Origin of the sequence: Acinetobacter sp. (genome assembly GCF_036659555.1) — a bacterium.
Classification (GTDB): Bacteria; Pseudomonadota; Gammaproteobacteria; order Pseudomonadales; family Moraxellaceae; genus Acinetobacter.
In genome coordinates, this window is record NZ_JAVXCI010000016.1 from 1 (window position 1) to 17681 (window position 17681).

Here is a 17681-nt window from a genome sequence, read left to right on the forward strand (position 1 = left end):
AGTCCATTTCAAATGGCCAGATAGGTTGCGGATGACGCTTCCGTGTATCAAATAATATCGCAAGTTAAAAAAAGAAAAAGCCAGTCAGTTTCTTAACTGACTGGCATTGCCTCAGCTGGCCGTTTTCTATTGCCCAGCTTTTTAAATCCGCTTCAGTCTTGATCCAGGCGGTGCGCAAAGGCGGCTAAGTCCGCCAGCGCGCGCCGGCCTTCTTCAAACCAGGCGCTGAACATCTGAAAATTGTGCCACATGCCGGTGTAGATTTTGAATTCAACCTCCAAGCCGGCTTCCGCAGCTTTGTCCTTGAAGCGCTGCGCATCGCCCAGCAGGATTTCCTTGGAGCCTGCCTGCACATGAATCGGCGGCAGTCCGGCCAAGCCGGCAAAAAACGGCGAAACTGCAGGATCTGCGCGGTCAATGGACTTGGGCACATAGTAGTCAATGCCGGCTTCCAGCGCTTCAATGCTCAGCAGCGCATCATGCTTGCCGTTATAGCGTAGCGATTCGCTGCTGAGGGTCAAGTCCAGCAGCGGCGACAGCAGAATCAAGCCGCTGGCCTGCGGCAGCTGTTCCTTTTGCAGTTTCAAGGCCAGGGCCAGCGCCAGATTGGCGCCGCAGGAATCGCCTGACAGGATAATGTCCTTCGCCTGCACGCCCTGATCCAGCAGCTGGCAGTAGGCGTCAAACAACGCATCCAAGGCTTCCGGGTGCGGATGCTCTGGCGACAGCGGATAGTCCAGATGCAGTACCTGCATCTGCGTGCGCGCCGCCACTTGGGTTAAAAAGGCGCGGTGGGTGTTCAGGGAGCCGAGGAAAAATGCGCCGCCGTGGATGTGGAAAATCAGCTGGGTGGACTGCCGCTGCGGCTTGAGCTCTTCAGCGCGCAGGCCCGCCATGCGCAGGCGGCGGACCTGCACATCTGGATTTTTTGGAATGGCGCGGCACAGCTGCTCCAGGGCAAAGCGCAAGGCCCCGGGCGGCAAATTCAGCTGGCTGGGCGCGCGGATGGCGGTTTTCAGAAAAGCTTCTGTAATTAACTGTTTAGTCAGCGGGGATAGCTTCATTTTGTTTCCATTTTTTTATCTTTTCCGGCGCATATTTGCTTATTTACCAATACAACTTACAAGGTTACACTAAATAGTCACATTCAAAAATTGCAAATTTGCTGTGACTTTATTAATACTGTAAGCCGTCTATACCAGACCAGGGAAATAAACAAAAATGAAAAAAATTGCGTTAGCATTAGGATTACTCGGATTGACTGCGTTGGCAAATGCAGCCGATCCTTTAAATGGCACAACTTGGAAAACGATTGATGACAAAACCAAGCAGCCGAAAGCGATTGTAAAATTTACAGAACAGAAAAACGGCACGCTGACTGCAAGCATTCAGCAGATTTTGACCAAAGGGGAAGAGAATGCCTGCACGAAATGTGAAGGCTCTTACCATAACAAATCATTGAAAGGCCTGCGTATTGTCAGCGGCCTGAAGAATGCCGGCGGTACAAGCTATGAAGATGGCACAATTCTAGACCCGCAATCCGGCAAAACCTATAAATTGAAAGGCCAGCTGGCCGATGGCGGCAAAAAGCTTGAGCTGCGCGGCTTTATCGGCGTTGCTGTGCTGGGCCGCAACCAGACTTGGGTCCGCGCCAACTAAGCGGAACTGGCCGGGCTGGGTGAAGCGCCGGACATGGATTAAACAGAAAAGCCTGACACAAGTCAGGCTTTTTTAATGCGCGGCCCTGCAGCCGCCGGCGGCATGTAAATTATTTCAATGCGCGGTACGCCGCTTCATCAAAGCCGACAATATAGCCCTGCGGCGTTTGCAGCACCGGGCGCTTAATCAGGCTGCTGTGCGCCGCCAGCGCGTCAATCAGGCCGGCTTCGCTGGCAAGCGCCGCCTGCTGCTGCTGTTCACTGAGCTTTTTCCATGTAGTGCCTTTTTTATTCAGGATGACTTCCTGGCCTTTGGCGTCCAGCCATGCCTTGAGGCGGTCCGCATCAATGCCCTGTTTTTTGTAGTCATGAAATTCGTAGGCCAGGCCCAGCTCATTCAGCAGATCGAAGGCTTTTTTCATGGAGCTGCAGTTTTTGATGCCGTAAATTTTAAGCATAGCGGTGAGTCCTAAAGAAGTTTAAGCGGATGCAGGACAGATTAGCGAAAAATGGCGCAAAGCTCTATGCCTTGCTGGAAGATTCAAGCATAAGCGGCGGCGCAGCCGGCCGGGAAGGCTGTCATGAAAGCGCCATGAATGGCGGTTAAGCTGTGCTTAAAGGAAAAAGCCTGCATCTGAAAGGCGGAAAATAATCAAGCGCGGAAATTCATGTTGAAAATAGCAGGCGCAGAAAAGAGAAAACCCGCATTTAATCATCCTGATCATGCGGGTCTCATTACAACGTCCAATGTCACATCCTTGAAAACCGGCTGAATCTCGCAGCCTGTTTTGTGTTCGTCCTACGGCGTCCTGTCCTTTTGTGTCATCCTGACATATCCCTGTGCCGTGCAACAATAATGCACTTAAAAGATGTATATAAAAAGCAACAAATTCGGCAGATGATGTAATCCATATGCCTATATTGAGTGAACACTTGTTCACTCAATCAGCATTTTTTACAGCTTATAGTCAATAATAACAGGCGCATGGTCGCTGAACCATTGCTCTTTATAGACCCATGCGTTTACGGCGCGCTCTTTCCAGTCCGGTGAACAGGCATGGTAGTCAATGCGCCAGCCGACGTTCTTGGCGCGGGCCTGGCCGCGGTTCGACCACCACGAATACAGCTCGGCTTCCTTGCGCACTTCGCGGAAGGTGTCGACATAGCCCAAATCATCATAAATATGGTCCAGCCAGGCGCGCTCATGCGGCAGGCAGCCGGAAGACTTCTGGTTGCCTGACCAGTTTTTAATGTCAATGCGCTTATGCACAATGTTGTAGTCGCCGCAGACAATCACCGATTTGCCTTCTTCGCGCCACTGTTTCAGGATCTGCTGGTATTCATCCAAAAAGTGGTCTTTGCGCGCCTGCGCTTCTTCGCCTGAAGAGCCGGAAGGCAGGTACAGCGAGCAGATATGCACGTTTTGCTCCAAGCCCAGATTGAACTCGGCGCTGATGAAGCGGCCCTGCGAGTCGGCCAGCTCAAAGCCCAAGCCGTCTTTAACTGAAACAAAAGGCAGGCGGCTGTAAATGGCGGTGCCGGCATAGCCCGCGCGTTCGGCAGGGAACAGGTGCGCATGCCAGCCTTCAGGCTTGAATTTGTCGGTCCACTGGGCATGGGTGATGCGGCTTTCCTGCATGCAGATCACGTCGGCATCCGACTGTTCCAGCCATTCCAGCAAGCCTTTGGTGACCGATGAACGCAAGCCGTTTACGTTAATTGAAACCACTCTTAGAATTTTTTGATCACTTGGATAGCTACTCTTTGGTATCATGCTCGGGTTTAACCTCAACTTAAAAAATGGAGCACCCCATGACAGCGCAAGCGGCATTTAACCCACAGGCTTTTATTGAACTCGCATTATCGCGCGGCGTGCTTAAATTTGGTGAGTTTACTTTAAAATCGGGCCGGGTGAGTCCTTATTTTTTCAATGCGGGCTTATTGAATGACGGCGAAGCGCTGACGCTGCTGGCTTCCGGCTATGCTGCCCAGCTGATGGAATGCAGCAATGTTGAAGTGGTTTTCGGCCCAGCCTACAAGGGCATTCCATTTGTGGCGGCGACTGCAGTGGCGCTGTCGCAGAATCACGGGGTGAGCGTGCCTTGGGGCTTTAACCGCAAGGAAGCCAAAGACCACGGCGAAGGCGGCGTGCTGGTGGGCGCATCGGTCGCCGGCAAAAAAGTCTGGATTATTGACGATGTGATTACCGCCGGCACAGCCATCCGTGAAGTGGTGACGGTTCTTAGAAACGCCGGCGCGCAAATTGCAGGGGTGCTGGTGGCTTTAGACCGCCAGGAAAAAGGCCAGGGCGAACTGTCCGCCATTCAGGAAGTGCAGAAAGAGCTGGAAATTCCGGTGCATGCCTTAATTACGATGAAAGATTTGATGGACTATCTGGACGCAAAAGGCGAAAAAGAGGCTTTGGCGAAGATGGAAGCCTACCGCGTGAAGTACGGCATTTAAGCCGGAGCTGAAGCGCTTGAATTTGGCTTGAACTGCCGGAGGCGGGCGAAAAAAGGGCATCTTTTGATTAATGCTGATCAGTTAAGATGTTTTGCAATAAAAGACTTTTACCAAAAATACAAGCTATATAATTGTTTTTAAACAGCATTTAATTCACAATGGAAATTCCCTCTCCTTTTTAAGGAGAGGGCTAGGGTGAGGATTTTATTGAAAAAATCCCCTCATCCTAACCTTCTCCCTGAGCCATGTATGGCGCAAGAGAAGGAACTTTCAATATTAATTTTACTGCCAATAAATGATCATTTATTGATTTATGAAACAGATCTATTTGAGTGGTTCTAGAATTTAAAAAGAAAAGCCAGTCAGTTTCTTAACTGACTGGCATTACATCTTGTGATGCCTTTTTTGCAATTAAGCGCTTAGAACTGATAGTTCAGGCGCATTAAGAAGCTGCGCGGCGTGCCCGGCATAGAGTCTGAGCGCCAGTATTCTTTATTAGTCAGATTGCTGACGGCCAAAGTCACATTCCACGGGTCAGCGCTGTAGCCAATCGCGGCGTCAGCGCGCGTGAACGCTTTCATATCAATAGGCGTATTGCTCAAGTTGCCATTTGCGTAGGCGGTGTAATCGCCAACATAAGTGACGCCAACTTCACCGTAAATTTTGTCTGTTGGCAAATAGCGCACAAACAGATTGCCTGTATGCTCAGGCGCATTATTCAGCACTTTATTGACGTTGGCTGGTGTTTGAGTGTCCTGCTTAACTTTTGCATCCAGATAGCCGTATCCGCCGCGCACAAAAACATTGTCCAGCACCCGGCCGATAAAGCTGAACTCCACTCCCTTGGACTGGTGTTCGCCGGCAGTGGCCCATTCTTCAGGCTTGGTCTGATCCGGCAGATAGCGGATGTTATTTTTGCTGATATCAAAAACAGAGAACTGCGTATTCAGGCGGCTGTCCAGCCAGTCGCTTTTAACGCCAATCTCGTACTGTTCGTTATATTGCGGTTCAGCATTAAACAGCGCCATATTCTGACTTGATGAAGAAACTGCATTGACGCCCATAGAGCCGCCAAATGGCGCAAAGCTCTTATTGTATGAGGCATAGAAACTATGCTGCTGCGTTGGCTGCCATATCAAGCCGATGTTCGGGCTGAAGCTTTCAGCATCAATGCTGCGGCGGTAGTTTTTATCGGAAGGGGACAGCAGCTTATTGGTGGTCGATGTTTCGTAATAGTCATAGCGCGCGCCGAGCATCAGCTTGAAATAATCATTCAGGCTGATTAAGTCCTGCGCGAAAAAGCCGTAGCTTGTGCCTTCATTGTAATTGTGCTGGGTAATGGTTTTGGCGCCATCGCGGTTGCTTTGCGTCAGCTGGCCTGTAACCGGGTCATAAAAGCCGTCAATGCGGCTGCCGTCGGCATTTTTATTGGAGAGTTTTGGCTCCCGCTGCTCATAGCTCCAGTCTGCGCCCAGCAGAAGATTGTGCTTAATTGTGCCGGTGTCAAATTCGCCGCTGATATCCCATGCATTGGCGGTGGTTTTATTTGCAGTCTGCTGCCAGTAATAGTTTTGCGAAATCTTGCCGACATTATTGTTGCAGCGGCGCTGATCTAAAGGCGTAAAGCCTGCGCCGGCTTTATTGCTTTCACCGTTGCTGACGGTGTCGGCCGCCGAGCAGTATGTTCCGCCGTAAAAATGATCAAAGTTCTGTTCGGCCTGCCTGTGGCTGGCGGCCCAATGGAATTTCCAGTTTGGAGCAAATTCATAACTCAAGTCTGAACGGATCACCTGCAGCTCATCATTGATATAGTCGCCATCCTGCGCAAATCCGGTTTTCATTGAGGTTCCGGCCGGCAAGATGCTGGAGCTTGGCCCGCGGTCAGGCACGCGGTGCAGCTTGTCATAGGTGTATTGAGTCGTCCAGGTCAGCGTTTCATCATCATTCTTATAGGTGAAGCTTGGCGACAGCATTTCCATCTTATTTTCAATGCCTGAGCGGAAGCTGCCGGATTCGCCGTATTCCCCGGTCAGGCGCACGGCCAGATTGTCGTTCAGCACTTGATTGATATCGGCAGTTGCGCCGTAATTGTCATAAGAGCCGGCATAGGTGCCGACCGAGCTTTTGGAGTCAAAATTGGCAAACTTGCTGACCATGTTGACCACGCCACCACCCGCGCTGCGACCGTATAATACAGATGCCGGGCCTTTCAGAATTTCGATGCGCTCAATATTGGCGGTGCTGCGGCGCACTTGGCCGCTTTCACGCACGCCGTCGCGGTAGATGTCGCCAGAATCGGCAGAAAAGCCGCGCAAGGTGATGCCGTCACCGCGCGCATCATAGCTGGTGGAAACCCCCGGCGTGCCCTGCAGCATGACGCTGAGGTCGTTGGAGCCGTAGATTTTGTATTTCTGCACGTCAATGGTGTCAACAGTCTGCGGAATGTCTTTCTTTTTTAGGCCGTTGCGGGTGACATTGGCCTGATCATAGTCCACATAGCTTTTAACCGGATCCAGCTCGCTCATGGCTTCAATGGTAATGGTGGAAAGCACCGCTGCATTGGCGGCGGACGGCGCAGCCTGAGGCTGAACGGCGGCTGAAGAGGCATCTGCTGCATGCAGCTGATGCGCGTTCATGATCATGACGCTCAGCAGGCTGAACTGGAAAGCTTTTTGACCACGGATAAAATACGGCTGAGAACGGTGCATACTCAAGGCTCAAAATAGGAGATGAATAAAAATGAGAATTATAGTCATTTACAATCTGTGAGCAATAAATAATGCAAAATTTGCAGATGAATCATGCGGCTGGAATGATTCTGAGCGCAGCTTCAAAGCCGGCGCAGGCTTGATGATTCTAAAAATAATATTTTAAAACAATTGCTTATATTTTTATTTTGGGGCCACCGCGCCGCCGCACTTCAGGCAGTTTAATTCCGCGCCTAATTTGCCTTTCCTGCCTGCTTCAGTCACCACCCAGGGGCGGTTCTGCCACGGCGGGTCATGGCGCACATGCTGCGCATGGCCGCAGGCTAAATCCGCGACCCAATGCTGTTCTTCATCCTGATGAAATCCGACAATGGCCTGAAGCATGGCTAACCTCATTGCAGCAGCTGCAAATTAAAATGATCAATGCCATCCAGTATAATCCTTCCATCCGCAATAATAAAAATAGGCCAGGAATAAAATAGCGTGCATGAGGCGTCATTTTATTTTGCGCAGGATCGGCTGCTCCGCGCGGCCAGGCAAAATCAGGCTGCAAAATGAAATATTTTGACTGCATGTATTCAGCCAATGAAAAGCAGCGGAGCCTGGCTGAAAATTCGCTATACTGATGCCAGTTCTAAAATTGAAGAGTGGAAGCACATGCGCGTACTTGTTGTGATGGACCCCATTGAGAATGTCAGCCTGAAAAAAGATACCTCTATGGCCATGCTGTGGGCCGCAGCCCGCCGCGGCCATGAACTGGGCTATGCATTGCAGCAGGATTTGTATATTGATCAGGGCAAAGCCTTTGGCCTGATTGCGCCGCTGCAGGTTTTTGAAAACAGCAGCCATTACTATGAATTGGGCGAAAAGAAAAAAGAATCCATCGCGGACTATGACGTGGTGCTGATGCGCAAAGACCCGCCGTTTGACATGAATTTTGTGTATGCCACCTATATTCTGGAACAGGCGGAGCGCGAAGGCGCATGGATCATCAACAGGCCGCAGAGCCTGCGCGACTGCAACGAAAAGCTGTTTGCCACCCAGTTCCCGGAACTGCAGGTGCCGACGCTGGTCACTTCGCAGCAGAGCCTGATCCGCGAATTCATTAAAGAGCATGGCGATGTGATTGTGAAGCCGCTGGACGGCATGGGCGGCATGGGGATTTTCCGCCTGTATCAGGACGGCGTGAATATCGGCTCAACCATTGAAATTCTGACCAATCACGGCGCGCAGCCGATTATGGCGCAGCGCTATATTCCGGAAATTGTTGATGGCGATAAGCGCATTCTGATGGTGAATGGCGAAGCGGTGCCGTACTGTCTGGCGCGCATTCCGCAGAATGGCGAAGTGCGCGGCAACCTGGCTGCCGGAGGCTTGGGCGAAGCGCGTCCATTGACTGAAAATGACAAGGCGATCGCCGCCAAAGTCGGGCCGTTCCTGCGTGAAAAAGGCCTGATTTTTGTCGGCCTGGATGTGATTGGCAATTATGTGACTGAAATCAATGTCACCAGCCCGACCTGCGTGCGCGAAATTGATGCGCAGTTCGGCACGTCCATTGCGGATGAGCTGTTTGATGTGCTGGAAGCCGGCTTAGCAGCTAGAGGCTAGATCCTAAGCCGGATATTCAGGAAGCGCGCCGGCAGGGCGCGCTTTTTTATTGCCGCTGCAAGCGCCTGATGACGCTAAAGCGCCGGATAAAAAAGCGCTGCAAGCAAAAGGAGCCTCAATTGAGGCTCCTTTTGCTGGAAACTGCGGAACTCAGTCCGATTTTTCAGGCTGTATGGCTTAGAAGAAACCCATCGGTTTCGTTGAATAGCTTACCAGCAGGTTCTTGGTTTGCTGATAATGATCAAGCATCATTTTGTGGTTTTCACGGCCGATGCCTGATTTCTTATAGCCGCCGAAGGCTGCATGCGCAGGGTAGATGTGGTAGCAGTTGGTCCATACGCGGCCCGCCTGAATCGCGCGGCCAGCGCGGTAAGAGGTATGCGCTGAACGCGACCATACTCCGGCGCCAAGGCCGTAGATGGTGTCATTGGCGATCTTCATAGCATCATCAAAGTCTTTAAAGGTGGTTACAGACAGCACAGGGCCGAAGATTTCTTCCTGGAAAATTTTCATGCTGTTATGGCCTTTGAAGATGGTCGGCTCAATGTAGAAGCCTTCGCCGATTTCACGGCGTTCGCCGCCGCCGGTCAGCACTTGCGCGCCCTCGGAACGGCCAGCCGCGATGCAGCCCAGAATTTTGTCCTGCTGCTCCTGCGAAGCCTGCGCGCCAATCATGGTTTCAGTGTCCAGCGGGTGGCCGGTCTTGATGCGCTTCACGCGTTCAATGGCTTTTTCCAGGAATTTGTCGGCAATGCTTTCATGCACCAGCGCGCGCGACGGGCAGGTGCAGACTTCGCCCTGATTCAGCGCAAACATGGCGAAGCCTTCCAGCGCCTTATCCAGATAGTCATCATCTTTGTCCATCACATCTTCAAAGAAGATGTTCGGCGATTTTCCGCCGAGTTCCAGCGTGACTGGAATGATGTTTTCGGTGGCGTACTGCATGATCATCTGGCCCACTTGGGTTGAGCCGGTAAATGCAATTTTAGCGATGCGCGGGCTGGTCGCCAGCGGACGGCCGACTTCAGCGCCGTAGCCGTTGACAATATTCAGCACGCCCGGCGGCAGCAGGTCTTGAATCAGCTCAGCCATGACTAAAATGCTGACCGGCGTCTGTTCTGCCGGCTTCAGCACAATGCAGTTGCCCGCCGCCAAAGCTGGCGCCAGTTTCCAGGCCGCCATTAAAATCGGGAAGTTCCATGGAATGATTTGGCCGACCACGCCCAAAGGCTCATGGAAATGGTAGGCGATCGTGTCTTCATCAATTTCAGAAATGCCGCCTTCCTGCGCGCGGATGCAGCCGGCAAAGTAGCGGAAATGGTCAATGGTCAGCGGAATATCGGCCGCCAGCGTTTCACGGACCGGCTTGCCGTTGTCCCAGGTTTCAGCCACTGCAAGCAGCTCTAAATTTTCTTCCAGGCGGTCTGCAATTTTCAGCAGCACATTGGAGCGCGTGGTCGGCGATGCGCTGTTCCATGCCGCTTTGGCTGCGTGGGCAGCATCCAGCGCCAGTTCGATGTCGGCAGCGGAAGAGCGCGGAATTTTAGTGAATACTTTGCCATCGACAGGGGAGAGGTTGTCGAAGTATTCTCCATTAACCGGCGGCACCCATTTGCCGCCAATGAAGTTTTCATATTGTGATTTAAACTGGACTTTTGAACCGGGCTGATTTGGATCGAGGTAACGCATATGAAAATTCCTTTGCTTATTATGGTGTGCTTCATCACAAAGCGTCTGCAGCTTTGGTATAAGGTACTTTGGTACACTATTTAATTAGCATACCTAAGCGAAGGTTGGAAAAAGGTTGGTTGAAGGACGGTTTACAGCCTTTTGACAAATAGTTACAAGAATAGAAACGACAGGGACATATGATGAAAGTCTGCTGACACTTCGCCGATGTTTGCGGCGGCGGGAATTTTCAGCTGGCAGCGCAAGCCGCTGATGAGATGCCGGCAGATCCTGATCAGAGTTGAGCAGCTAAAGGATGACAGCAATGCGGAATTTAGTAGAAAAAAGGAAACAGATAGAACAGTTCAGGCAGAGCAGCAGCCTGTCGCCCCTGCATGCGGAACTGCTTGGGCAAAGCATCCTCAGTTCATGGAACCGCTCAAAGACCGCCGAAATTCCCAAAGACCGCTCGGCTGCGCCCATGCAGGCGCCGGCAAAGCAGGCGCCGAATGCGCTGCAGCATGCGCTGAAGCACTGCGCGGAAGACTTGAAGCATATTGCGCAGCAGTCCTCTATGGTGGTGGCTGTCGGCGATGTCGGCAGCACTATTATCTGGACCGCTTCCAGCCAGCAAATGCAGCGCGCGGCCGAAAGCGTACACTTCATGGAAGGCGGGCAGTGGAAGGAAGAGCTGGTCGGCACCAATGCGCTGGCTTTGTCGTTGAAAACCCAGCAGTCCAGCTGTGTATTCTCCAATGAACACTACATGGCGTCGATTCATGACTGGGTATGTTACGCTGCCCCGATTATTGACCCGTATTCCAAGCAGATTTTAGGCGTAATTGATTTATCCACCACATGGGAAAACCACAACAGCCTGGGCCTGCTGGCGGCGGAACGCTGCGCCTCGATTATTCAGCTGGCGCTGCAGGAGCAGCACAAGCAGCAGCTGTATATCCGGGCTTTTTCAGCGTCCCAGGTGCTGTTTAACGGCAAGGTGCTGGTGCTGACCCCGCGCCAGATTGAAATTCTGGTGATTCTGGCGCTGTGCCCGCAGGGCATGACGCTGGAAACGCTGCATCAGGCTTTATATGGCGAGCGCAAGGTCAGCATCGGCACGCTGAAAGCGGAAATGTCGCAGCTGCGCGATGTGCTGGGCGGCATGCTCGGCTCAAGGCCGTACCGGATTCTCGCCAGTGTTGAAGCTGACTTCCTGCAGGCCGAGCAGGCGCTGGATGCCGGCTATATTGAGTCGGCGCTGAAGCTGTGCTCCGGGGTATTTCTGGCGAAAACCGAAAGCCCGTTTTTATGCGCCTGGCGCGACTTTCTGGAATCGCGCTTAAGCGATGCGATTTTTAAGGCCAATGAAACCGATGCGCTGCTCAGGCATGTGGCGCGCTTTCCGGAAGCGATTGATGCGGTAGAGCGCCTGATTGAGCTGATGCCGAAGCAGCACCCGGTGCATCAGACCTTGCTGAAGCATAAAATGTATGCAGCCAACTGAGGCAATTTACAGGCCCTTGCTGCTGAGCCAGCTGAATAGCTGCCGGTAGACGCTGCTGCGGGCGGATTTTTCCGACAGCACCAGGTCATGCAGGCCATTTTTAATTTCAGCAATCGTGACATCCCCCCGGATTTTCCGGGCGTATTTCTGAATATCCTTTACGCCTAAAATCACATCGCTGCTTTGGGCTGCCTTGCCCCATTTGCGCGGATTTTTAGTCTGATGCGAATGCATCACCAGCGCCGGCACATCAATTTTTACCCCGCGGTGGATCTCTTTCTGCGCCTCAAAGACCGCCCTGATAAAGCTGAGCCTGACTTTCGGATAGGCGGTCTTTTTCCAGTCCAGATTGAACTCCCATTCGCCTTTCAGCGCTTTATGCAGGCTGGCGCTGTACCATTTGTTCAGCTCGCTGGGCAACTGCAGGTTGGGGAAAACCTTGCCCAGGCGGCTTAAATGCGGCAGCGCGAATGCGCGCTTAAGCGGATGCATATTGAAGTCATAAAACGGGCTGTTGAGCCAAAGCGCCTTAATCAAGGGATGCTCCGGATGATGGGCGGCGTACAGCGTGGCGGTCAGCCCGCCGGTGGAATGCCCGCACAGCAGCACAGCATCATGCTGCTCAGCGCCGATGATTTCAAGCGCCTGCGTGATTTCCGCGTCATATTCGGCAATATTGCGCACATTGTAGTATTTCTGGTGCGGCAGAATGGAGCGGCCGTATTTCCTTAAATCCAGTGCATAAAAGTCAAAGCCGTGCTGATTGAACTGCTCGGCCATTTCGGTCTGGAAAAAATAATCGATGAAGCCGTGAATATACAGCACAGCTTTCTGTGTGCTTTGCGGGGCTTTTTTGCGGACTAAAGTGGCGGTAACCGGGCCTTCATAATCATCGGGAAAATGCAGCGTGGCCTGTTCATAGCCTGCGCCGAGGATATCGGGCTGATACGCGGGAGGGGTTTGTGCTGCTGACATAATTTGCTCTGGTTGTTATTGTCATGGATTTTCTCATCCTTGATGAAGTCCGGAATTTTGTCAACCGCAAATAAAAAAGGCAATTTAAGTGACAGGCAAGCAAGGATGGGCTTACCCGAATGAAACAGCATGAATCTCTGTTTCATTCCACTTAAATTGCCAAAGCAAACAAAAAGTTAAAGTTAAGGAGAGAACTTATACAGCCGCTTTAAAATTTACCACTGAAGCGCTGGATTTGAGCGCTGCTTTAAAGATATCGACCACTTGAGCATGGTTTGCTTTGCGCGGGTTGGTCAGCATGCAGGCATCTTTCTGCGCATTTTCAGACATAATGCCCAAATCCTGCTCTTTCACGCCCAGCTCTGAAAGGCTGGATGGAATGCCAATGGATGCAGACAGCTCACGGATGGCGTCAATGGCGGCATATCCAGCTTCAGTCACAGTTAAACCTGCGGTGTTGACACCCATCAGTTCTGCAATGCGCGCATAGCGGTCAGGGCAGGCAATCAGGTTGAACTCGCAGACATGCGGCAGCAGCACTGCGTTGCAGACGCCGTGCGGCAGGTTGTAGAAGCCGCCCAGCTGGTGCGCCATAGCATGCACATAGCCCAGTGAGGCATTGTTGAACGCCATGCCTGCTAAGTATTGTGCATAGCTCATTGCATCGCGCGCTTCCAGATTTTCACCGTTGGCGACTGCAGGGCTGAGCCATTCGCTGATCATGCTGATGGCTTTTTCCGCGCAGGCATCGGTAATCGGGGTGGCTGCGGTAGACACATAAGCTTCAACAGCATGGGTCAGCGCATCCATGCCTGTGGCAGCGGTCAATGCAGCCGGCTTGGCGATCATCAGCTTAGGGTCATCAATTGCAATCAGCGGAGTGCAGCGCCAGTCGACAATCGCCATTTTCACATGGGTATCGGTATTGGTGATGATGCAGAAGCGGGTCATTTCAGAGGCTGTGCCTGCTGTGGTATTGATTGCAATCAGCGGCGTCATCGGCACGGTGCTCTTGTCGATGCCTTCGTAGTCGCGGATGTGACCGCCGCCTGCTGTCACTAAGCCGATGCCTTTGGCGCAGTCATGCGAAGAGCCGCCGCCTAAAGACACAATAAAGTCGCAGCCGTTGTCATTGTATTCTTTAACGCCGTTATGCACGTTGATGTCGGTTGGGTTCGGTTCCGCGCCTGGGAAGATATGGCTGTCTACGCCGGCTTCTTTCAGGTAGCCCGCAATTAGGTCGGCCACGCCGAATTTGAATAAGCCTGCATCAGTTACAATTAAAGCTTTTTTTGCGCCTAAGTTCTGCGCTTTGCCGCCGATTTCTTTGGCGCAGCCTGGGCCAAAAAGCGATACGCAAGGGATGTAAAAACCGTTAGTTTGATCTGCAATATTTTTAAAAGCCATGGTGCGATTCCTTCTACCATTGATTGTCGTCATTGTTATAGGTGATGCTCAACCTTGGCTTGAGTATTGAATAGCTGTTAAAAAAAACATACCTACCAAAGACCTACCAAGCATAGGGGATTGGCCTGAAAACAGGAGTTTTTGAATTAAAATATTGAAAAATATTGAAATATTTATTTTAAAATAGCTGGCCGGGCGCAGCGCCTAAGGCTAAGGAGGGCAGGCGGGGCCATCTGCGGCCGCAAAAGCCGGCTGCATGGGACGCTTCCTCGGCTATAATCGCATAAACACTTTTAAGCTCCGGGTTATGATGCCTTCACTGATGCAGTTCCTGTCCCGCTTTAGCGCAGCGGCCATTCAGCGCAGCCTGAATTACATGGATAAAATTGATCTGGAAACGATGGAGTTTTTTAAGGAAGGCGTCAGCATTTCCATGTATGCTCAGATTGAGGGGACGGATTATTATGACACCGTCATCACCTACAATTCACAGCAGGACCGCCTGACAGACAGTGACTGCAGTTGCCCGGTTGGCTATGACTGCAAGCATGGCGCAGCCTTGGCGCGGCTGTTTTACCAGGATTACCGTGAAAAATACCAAAAGCGTCCGGCTCAAGCCCATGCGTCGGCTGCCGCCAGCCAGCTGCCGCACTTTCAGGCGCAGCGCTGGCTGAATGACTTCAAGCGGCATTTAGAGCAGGCTGAGCCGCAGCAGCCGGCCAAAACCGGCAATTATTTAATTTACCTGCTTGACCAGCCTTTTGGCTCGAATAATGTGGTGCTGGACGTTTATAAGGCAAGGCTCAATAAGCGCGGGGATATTGCGGATGCCTCGCGCTACAGCAGCTATGACAATATTGTGCAGAGGCGCTTGACTCTGCCTGAGGCCAAGCGCCAGCTGTTCAATCAGATTTATTTTTACGGCCAGCTGAACCGCAGCGGCGGCCATTATCAAAGCGGTTTGAATATTTCCGGGATTCTGCAGGAGCATTTTAAAGCCTTTATTCAAAGCGGCGATGTGTACTGGCAAAGCAAAAGCAGCCCTGCGCTGGCATGGACAGAGCAGGAGTATCTGGCTGAGCTTGCCTGGCAGAATCAGCAGGAAAATGACAGCGAGCGGCTCAGTATTGAACTGGTCAGCGCCGGGCGCCGCCTGAGTTTAAGCGCCAGCCCGCATATCCGCATTATGCCCAGCCAGCCGCCTTGCTATATTGACATCAGCCAGCATACGGCGGGCCGGCTGCAGGGCGGCTACAGCGCCGAACTGCTGCATCAGCTGCAGCAGATGCCTGAGCTGCCGGCGGCGCTGCTGGAGGAATTTGAGCAGCTCGCCAGCCAGTACCCAAGCATCCGCCAGATGCCTAAACCCAAGCATATGCAGAATATTGCGCATCTGGCGGGCAATCCTCAGCCGGTTTTGCGTTTCGGCGTTCTGCCGCTGTTTGATCATCAGGCCCGCTATTATGATTATGCCCTGGCTGAAATTGAATTTGCCTACGCGGGCGGGCGGGTAAAAGCCGGCGCTGCCGGCGGGTATTTTCTGGGCAGGCATCAGGGTAAAACGGTGCGCCAGCAGCGGGACTTGGTGCAGGAGCTGCAGGCAGTGAAGCGCTTACAGCTGCTGCTGCCGTCATTTAAATGGGTGAAAAATCTCGCTAAAAAACAGCAGCCCGATGTGCAGCCTGAAGCGCTTGAAGCGCTGGCCTGCGCCAAGCCTCAGGACTGGATCAGGCAGCTGGTTCCGAGCAATCAGATTGAATTGATGGGCTGGAAAATTGAGCATACCGCGCACAGCCAGTTTAACCTGCAGCATGCCGCAAATATGCAAATCTCGCTCGATGAATCCGGCAGCCGGCTGGACTGGTTCAATATCGGCGCAACCATTCAGGACAGCGCAGGCAACAGCTATGACCTGCTGGACTTAATTGCAGGCCTGGTGCAGAAATTCCCGGCCTTGCTTGACGCCGCCGCGCTTGAAAATCTGGATGAAAATGGAATTTTCACCTTAAATACCGCGCCTGGCCAGCCTGATCTGGCGCTCCCGGTCAAAGACATTAAGCCGGTGCTGCAGCATCTCGGCAGCATGCTGCAGCAGGACAGCCGCAGCCTTGACCGCTACGATGCCAGCCAGCTGCTGGAGCTGCAGCATCATCTGGGCATGGAGTGGCAAGTCAGCCAGCGCCTGCAGCAGTTCGCTGAGCGCTTCAAGCAGGGCTGCCGGCAGCAGCTGCCGACGCCGCCCGGCTTTCAGGGCGAACTGCGCCCCTACCAGCAGCAAGGCTTGGGCTGGCTGCAGTTTCTGCGCGAAACGCAGCATGGCGGCATTCTGGCCGATGACATGGGGCTGGGAAAAACAGCCCAGACCTTAGCGCATTTGCTGATGGAAAAGCAGGCCGGGCGCTTGCGCGGCGCGCCGGCTTTGATTGTTGCGCCGACCTCATTAATGCACAACTGGCTGAAAGAGGCCGGGAAATTTGCCCCGGACTTAAGCGTTTTGCTGCTGCAGGGGCAGAACCGCCATCAGCATTTTGAACAGATTCCGCAGCATGACATTGTTTTAACCACCTATCCGCTGCTGGCCAGGGATGAAGCGCAGCTGAGCCAGTATGAATATCATCAATTGATTCTGGATGAAGCGCAGAATATTAAAAATCCGCGCGCCAAAGCGGCGCATGTGGCGCGCCACTTGAAAGCGCGCCACCGCCTGTGCTTAACAGGCACGCCGATGGAAAACCATCTGGGTGAGCTGTGGTCACTGTTCTATTTCCTGATGCCGGGATTCTTATACCCGCAGGAAGAGTTCAATAAAAAATACCGCTATCCGGTTGAAAAGCATGGCGATCAGCAGCTGAGGCAAAAGCTGGTCAGCCGCATCGGGCCGTTTATCCTGCGGCGCCTGAAAACGGAAGTCGCCAAAGAGCTGCCGGAGAAAACCGTCATTGAAGTCAATATTGACATGGATAAGCAGCAATCCAGATTATATGAAGCCGTGCGCGCCGCTATGCAGGAAAATATTCAGCAAATCATTGCGGAAAAAGGCTTTAAGCGCAGCCAAATTCATATTTTGGATGCCTTGCTTAAGCTGCGCCAGGTGTGCTGCCACCCAAGCCTGCTGCAGCTGGATTCGGTTAACAGCGCGCAAGCCCAGTCCGCCAAACTTGAGCAGCTGATGGAAATGGCGGTTCCTATGGTGGAAGAGGGCAGAAAAATCCTGATCTTTTCGCAATTCACTTCAATGCTGGAGCTGATTGAGCAGCGCCTCACTAGCGCGGGAATAGGCTATGTGAAACTGACGGGGAAAACCAAAAAACGCGCGGAAGCGGTTGATGCTTTCCAGTCCGGGCAAGTGCCGGTGTTTTTAATCAGCCTGAAAGCCGGCGGCGTTGGCCTGAACCTGACGGCAGCTGATACGGTGATGCATTATGATCCGTGGTGGAACCCCGCAGCCGAAGATCAGGCCTCGGACCGCGCGTGGCGGATTGGGCAGGATAAGCCGGTATTTGTGTACAAGCTGATTACCAATCAAAGCATTGAAGAAAAAATCCTTGCCCTGCAGAAAAACAAGGCGCAGCTGGCGCAGTCTATTTTAAGCGCCGATCATGAGGGTGAGGTTAAGCTTACGGAAGAGGATGTCATGAAGCTGTTTGCGGAGTTTTAGGCGCTTTTGCAGATCCTGCAGCGGCGTTTGCA

13 protein-coding genes are annotated in these 17681 nt (G+C 52.5%); 5 read left to right on the top strand and 8 right to left on the bottom strand.

Annotated features, from left to right (window positions below; genetic code table 11):
• Nucleotides 1-152: 152 nt before the first annotated feature.
• Nucleotides 153-1064 (bottom strand): alpha/beta hydrolase fold domain-containing protein, encoded by a 912-nt coding sequence (locus RSA72_RS03730; RefSeq protein WP_332624383.1) that lies wholly within the window; start codon nucleotides 1062-1064, stop codon nucleotides 153-155.
• Between the two features lie 157 nt (nucleotides 1065-1221).
• Here RSA72_RS03730 and RSA72_RS03735 point away from each other — a divergent pair, with 157 nt between their 5' ends.
• Entirely contained in the window at nucleotides 1222-1659 is a 438-nt protein-coding gene (locus tag RSA72_RS03735; RefSeq protein ID WP_332624381.1) for a DUF2147 domain-containing protein, read from the top strand.
• Between the two features lie 109 nt (nucleotides 1660-1768).
• Here RSA72_RS03735 and RSA72_RS03740 read toward each other — a convergent pair whose 3' ends face one another.
• Both RSA72_RS03740 and RSA72_RS03745 read right to left on the bottom strand, forming a co-directional pair.
• A complete protein-coding gene (locus tag RSA72_RS03740) occupies nucleotides 1769-2116 on the bottom strand; it encodes a Spx/MgsR family RNA polymerase-binding regulatory protein (RefSeq protein WP_332624380.1) in 348 nt (115 codons plus the stop codon).
• Nucleotides 2117-2613: 497 nt separating this feature from the next.
• On the bottom strand, nucleotides 2614-3432 hold the full coding sequence (locus RSA72_RS03745; RefSeq protein ID WP_332624378.1) for an exodeoxyribonuclease III: 819 nt from the start codon (nucleotides 3430-3432) through the stop codon (nucleotides 2614-2616).
• A 38-nt stretch (nucleotides 3433-3470) separates the two neighbouring features.
• Here RSA72_RS03745 and pyrE point away from each other — a divergent pair, with 38 nt between their 5' ends.
• Complete coding sequence (pyrE, locus tag RSA72_RS03750) at nucleotides 3471-4121, top strand: orotate phosphoribosyltransferase (protein ID WP_332624376.1); 651 nt, start codon at nucleotides 3471-3473, stop codon at nucleotides 4119-4121.
• Between the two features lie 419 nt (nucleotides 4122-4540).
• On the opposite strand, the gene RSA72_RS03755 is transcribed toward pyrE, so the two are convergent.
• Both RSA72_RS03755 and RSA72_RS03760 read right to left on the bottom strand, forming a co-directional pair.
• Nucleotides 4541-6829, bottom strand: a complete 2289-nt coding sequence (locus RSA72_RS03755; protein ID WP_332621259.1) for a TonB-dependent receptor — start codon at nucleotides 6827-6829, stop codon at nucleotides 4541-4543.
• Between the two features lie 183 nt (nucleotides 6830-7012).
• A complete protein-coding gene (locus RSA72_RS03760) occupies nucleotides 7013-7213 on the bottom strand; it encodes a DUF3565 domain-containing protein (RefSeq protein WP_332621260.1) in 201 nt (66 codons plus the stop codon).
• Between the two features lie 273 nt (nucleotides 7214-7486).
• Between RSA72_RS03760 and gshB the strand changes: the two genes are divergently transcribed.
• Nucleotides 7487-8437: a glutathione synthase gene (gene gshB, locus RSA72_RS03765; protein WP_332621261.1), complete on the top strand. Its 951-nt coding sequence runs from the start codon at nucleotides 7487-7489 to the stop codon at nucleotides 8435-8437.
• Between the two features lie 177 nt (nucleotides 8438-8614).
• Here gshB and exaC read toward each other — a convergent pair whose 3' ends face one another.
• A complete protein-coding gene (exaC, locus tag RSA72_RS03770; protein WP_332621262.1) occupies nucleotides 8615-10126 on the bottom strand; it encodes an acetaldehyde dehydrogenase ExaC in 1512 nt (503 codons plus the stop codon).
• A 295-nt stretch (nucleotides 10127-10421) separates the two neighbouring features.
• Between exaC and RSA72_RS03775 the strand changes: the two genes are divergently transcribed.
• Nucleotides 10422-11609, top strand: a complete 1188-nt coding sequence (locus tag RSA72_RS03775) for a transcriptional regulator (RefSeq protein ID WP_332621263.1) — start codon at nucleotides 10422-10424, stop codon at nucleotides 11607-11609.
• Between the two features lie 6 nt (nucleotides 11610-11615).
• Here the strand turns inward: RSA72_RS03775 and RSA72_RS03780 are convergent, their stop codons facing one another.
• Nucleotides 11616-12584, bottom strand: coding sequence for an alpha/beta hydrolase (locus tag RSA72_RS03780; RefSeq protein ID WP_332621265.1), 969 nt, complete (start codon nucleotides 12582-12584; stop codon nucleotides 11616-11618).
• Nucleotides 12585-12779: 195 nt separating this feature from the next.
• Entirely contained in the window at nucleotides 12780-13991 is a 1212-nt protein-coding gene (gene mdh / locus RSA72_RS03785; protein WP_332621266.1) for an iron-dependent methanol dehydrogenase, read from the bottom strand.
• A 310-nt stretch (nucleotides 13992-14301) separates the two neighbouring features.
• Between mdh and RSA72_RS03790 the strand changes: the two genes are divergently transcribed.
• Nucleotides 14302-17649 carry a DEAD/DEAH box helicase gene (locus tag RSA72_RS03790; RefSeq protein ID WP_332621302.1) on the top strand — a complete coding sequence of 1116 codons (3348 nt, stop codon included), beginning with the start codon at nucleotides 14302-14304 and terminating at the stop codon, nucleotides 17647-17649.
• The last annotated feature ends 32 nt before the right edge of the window (nucleotides 17650-17681 follow it).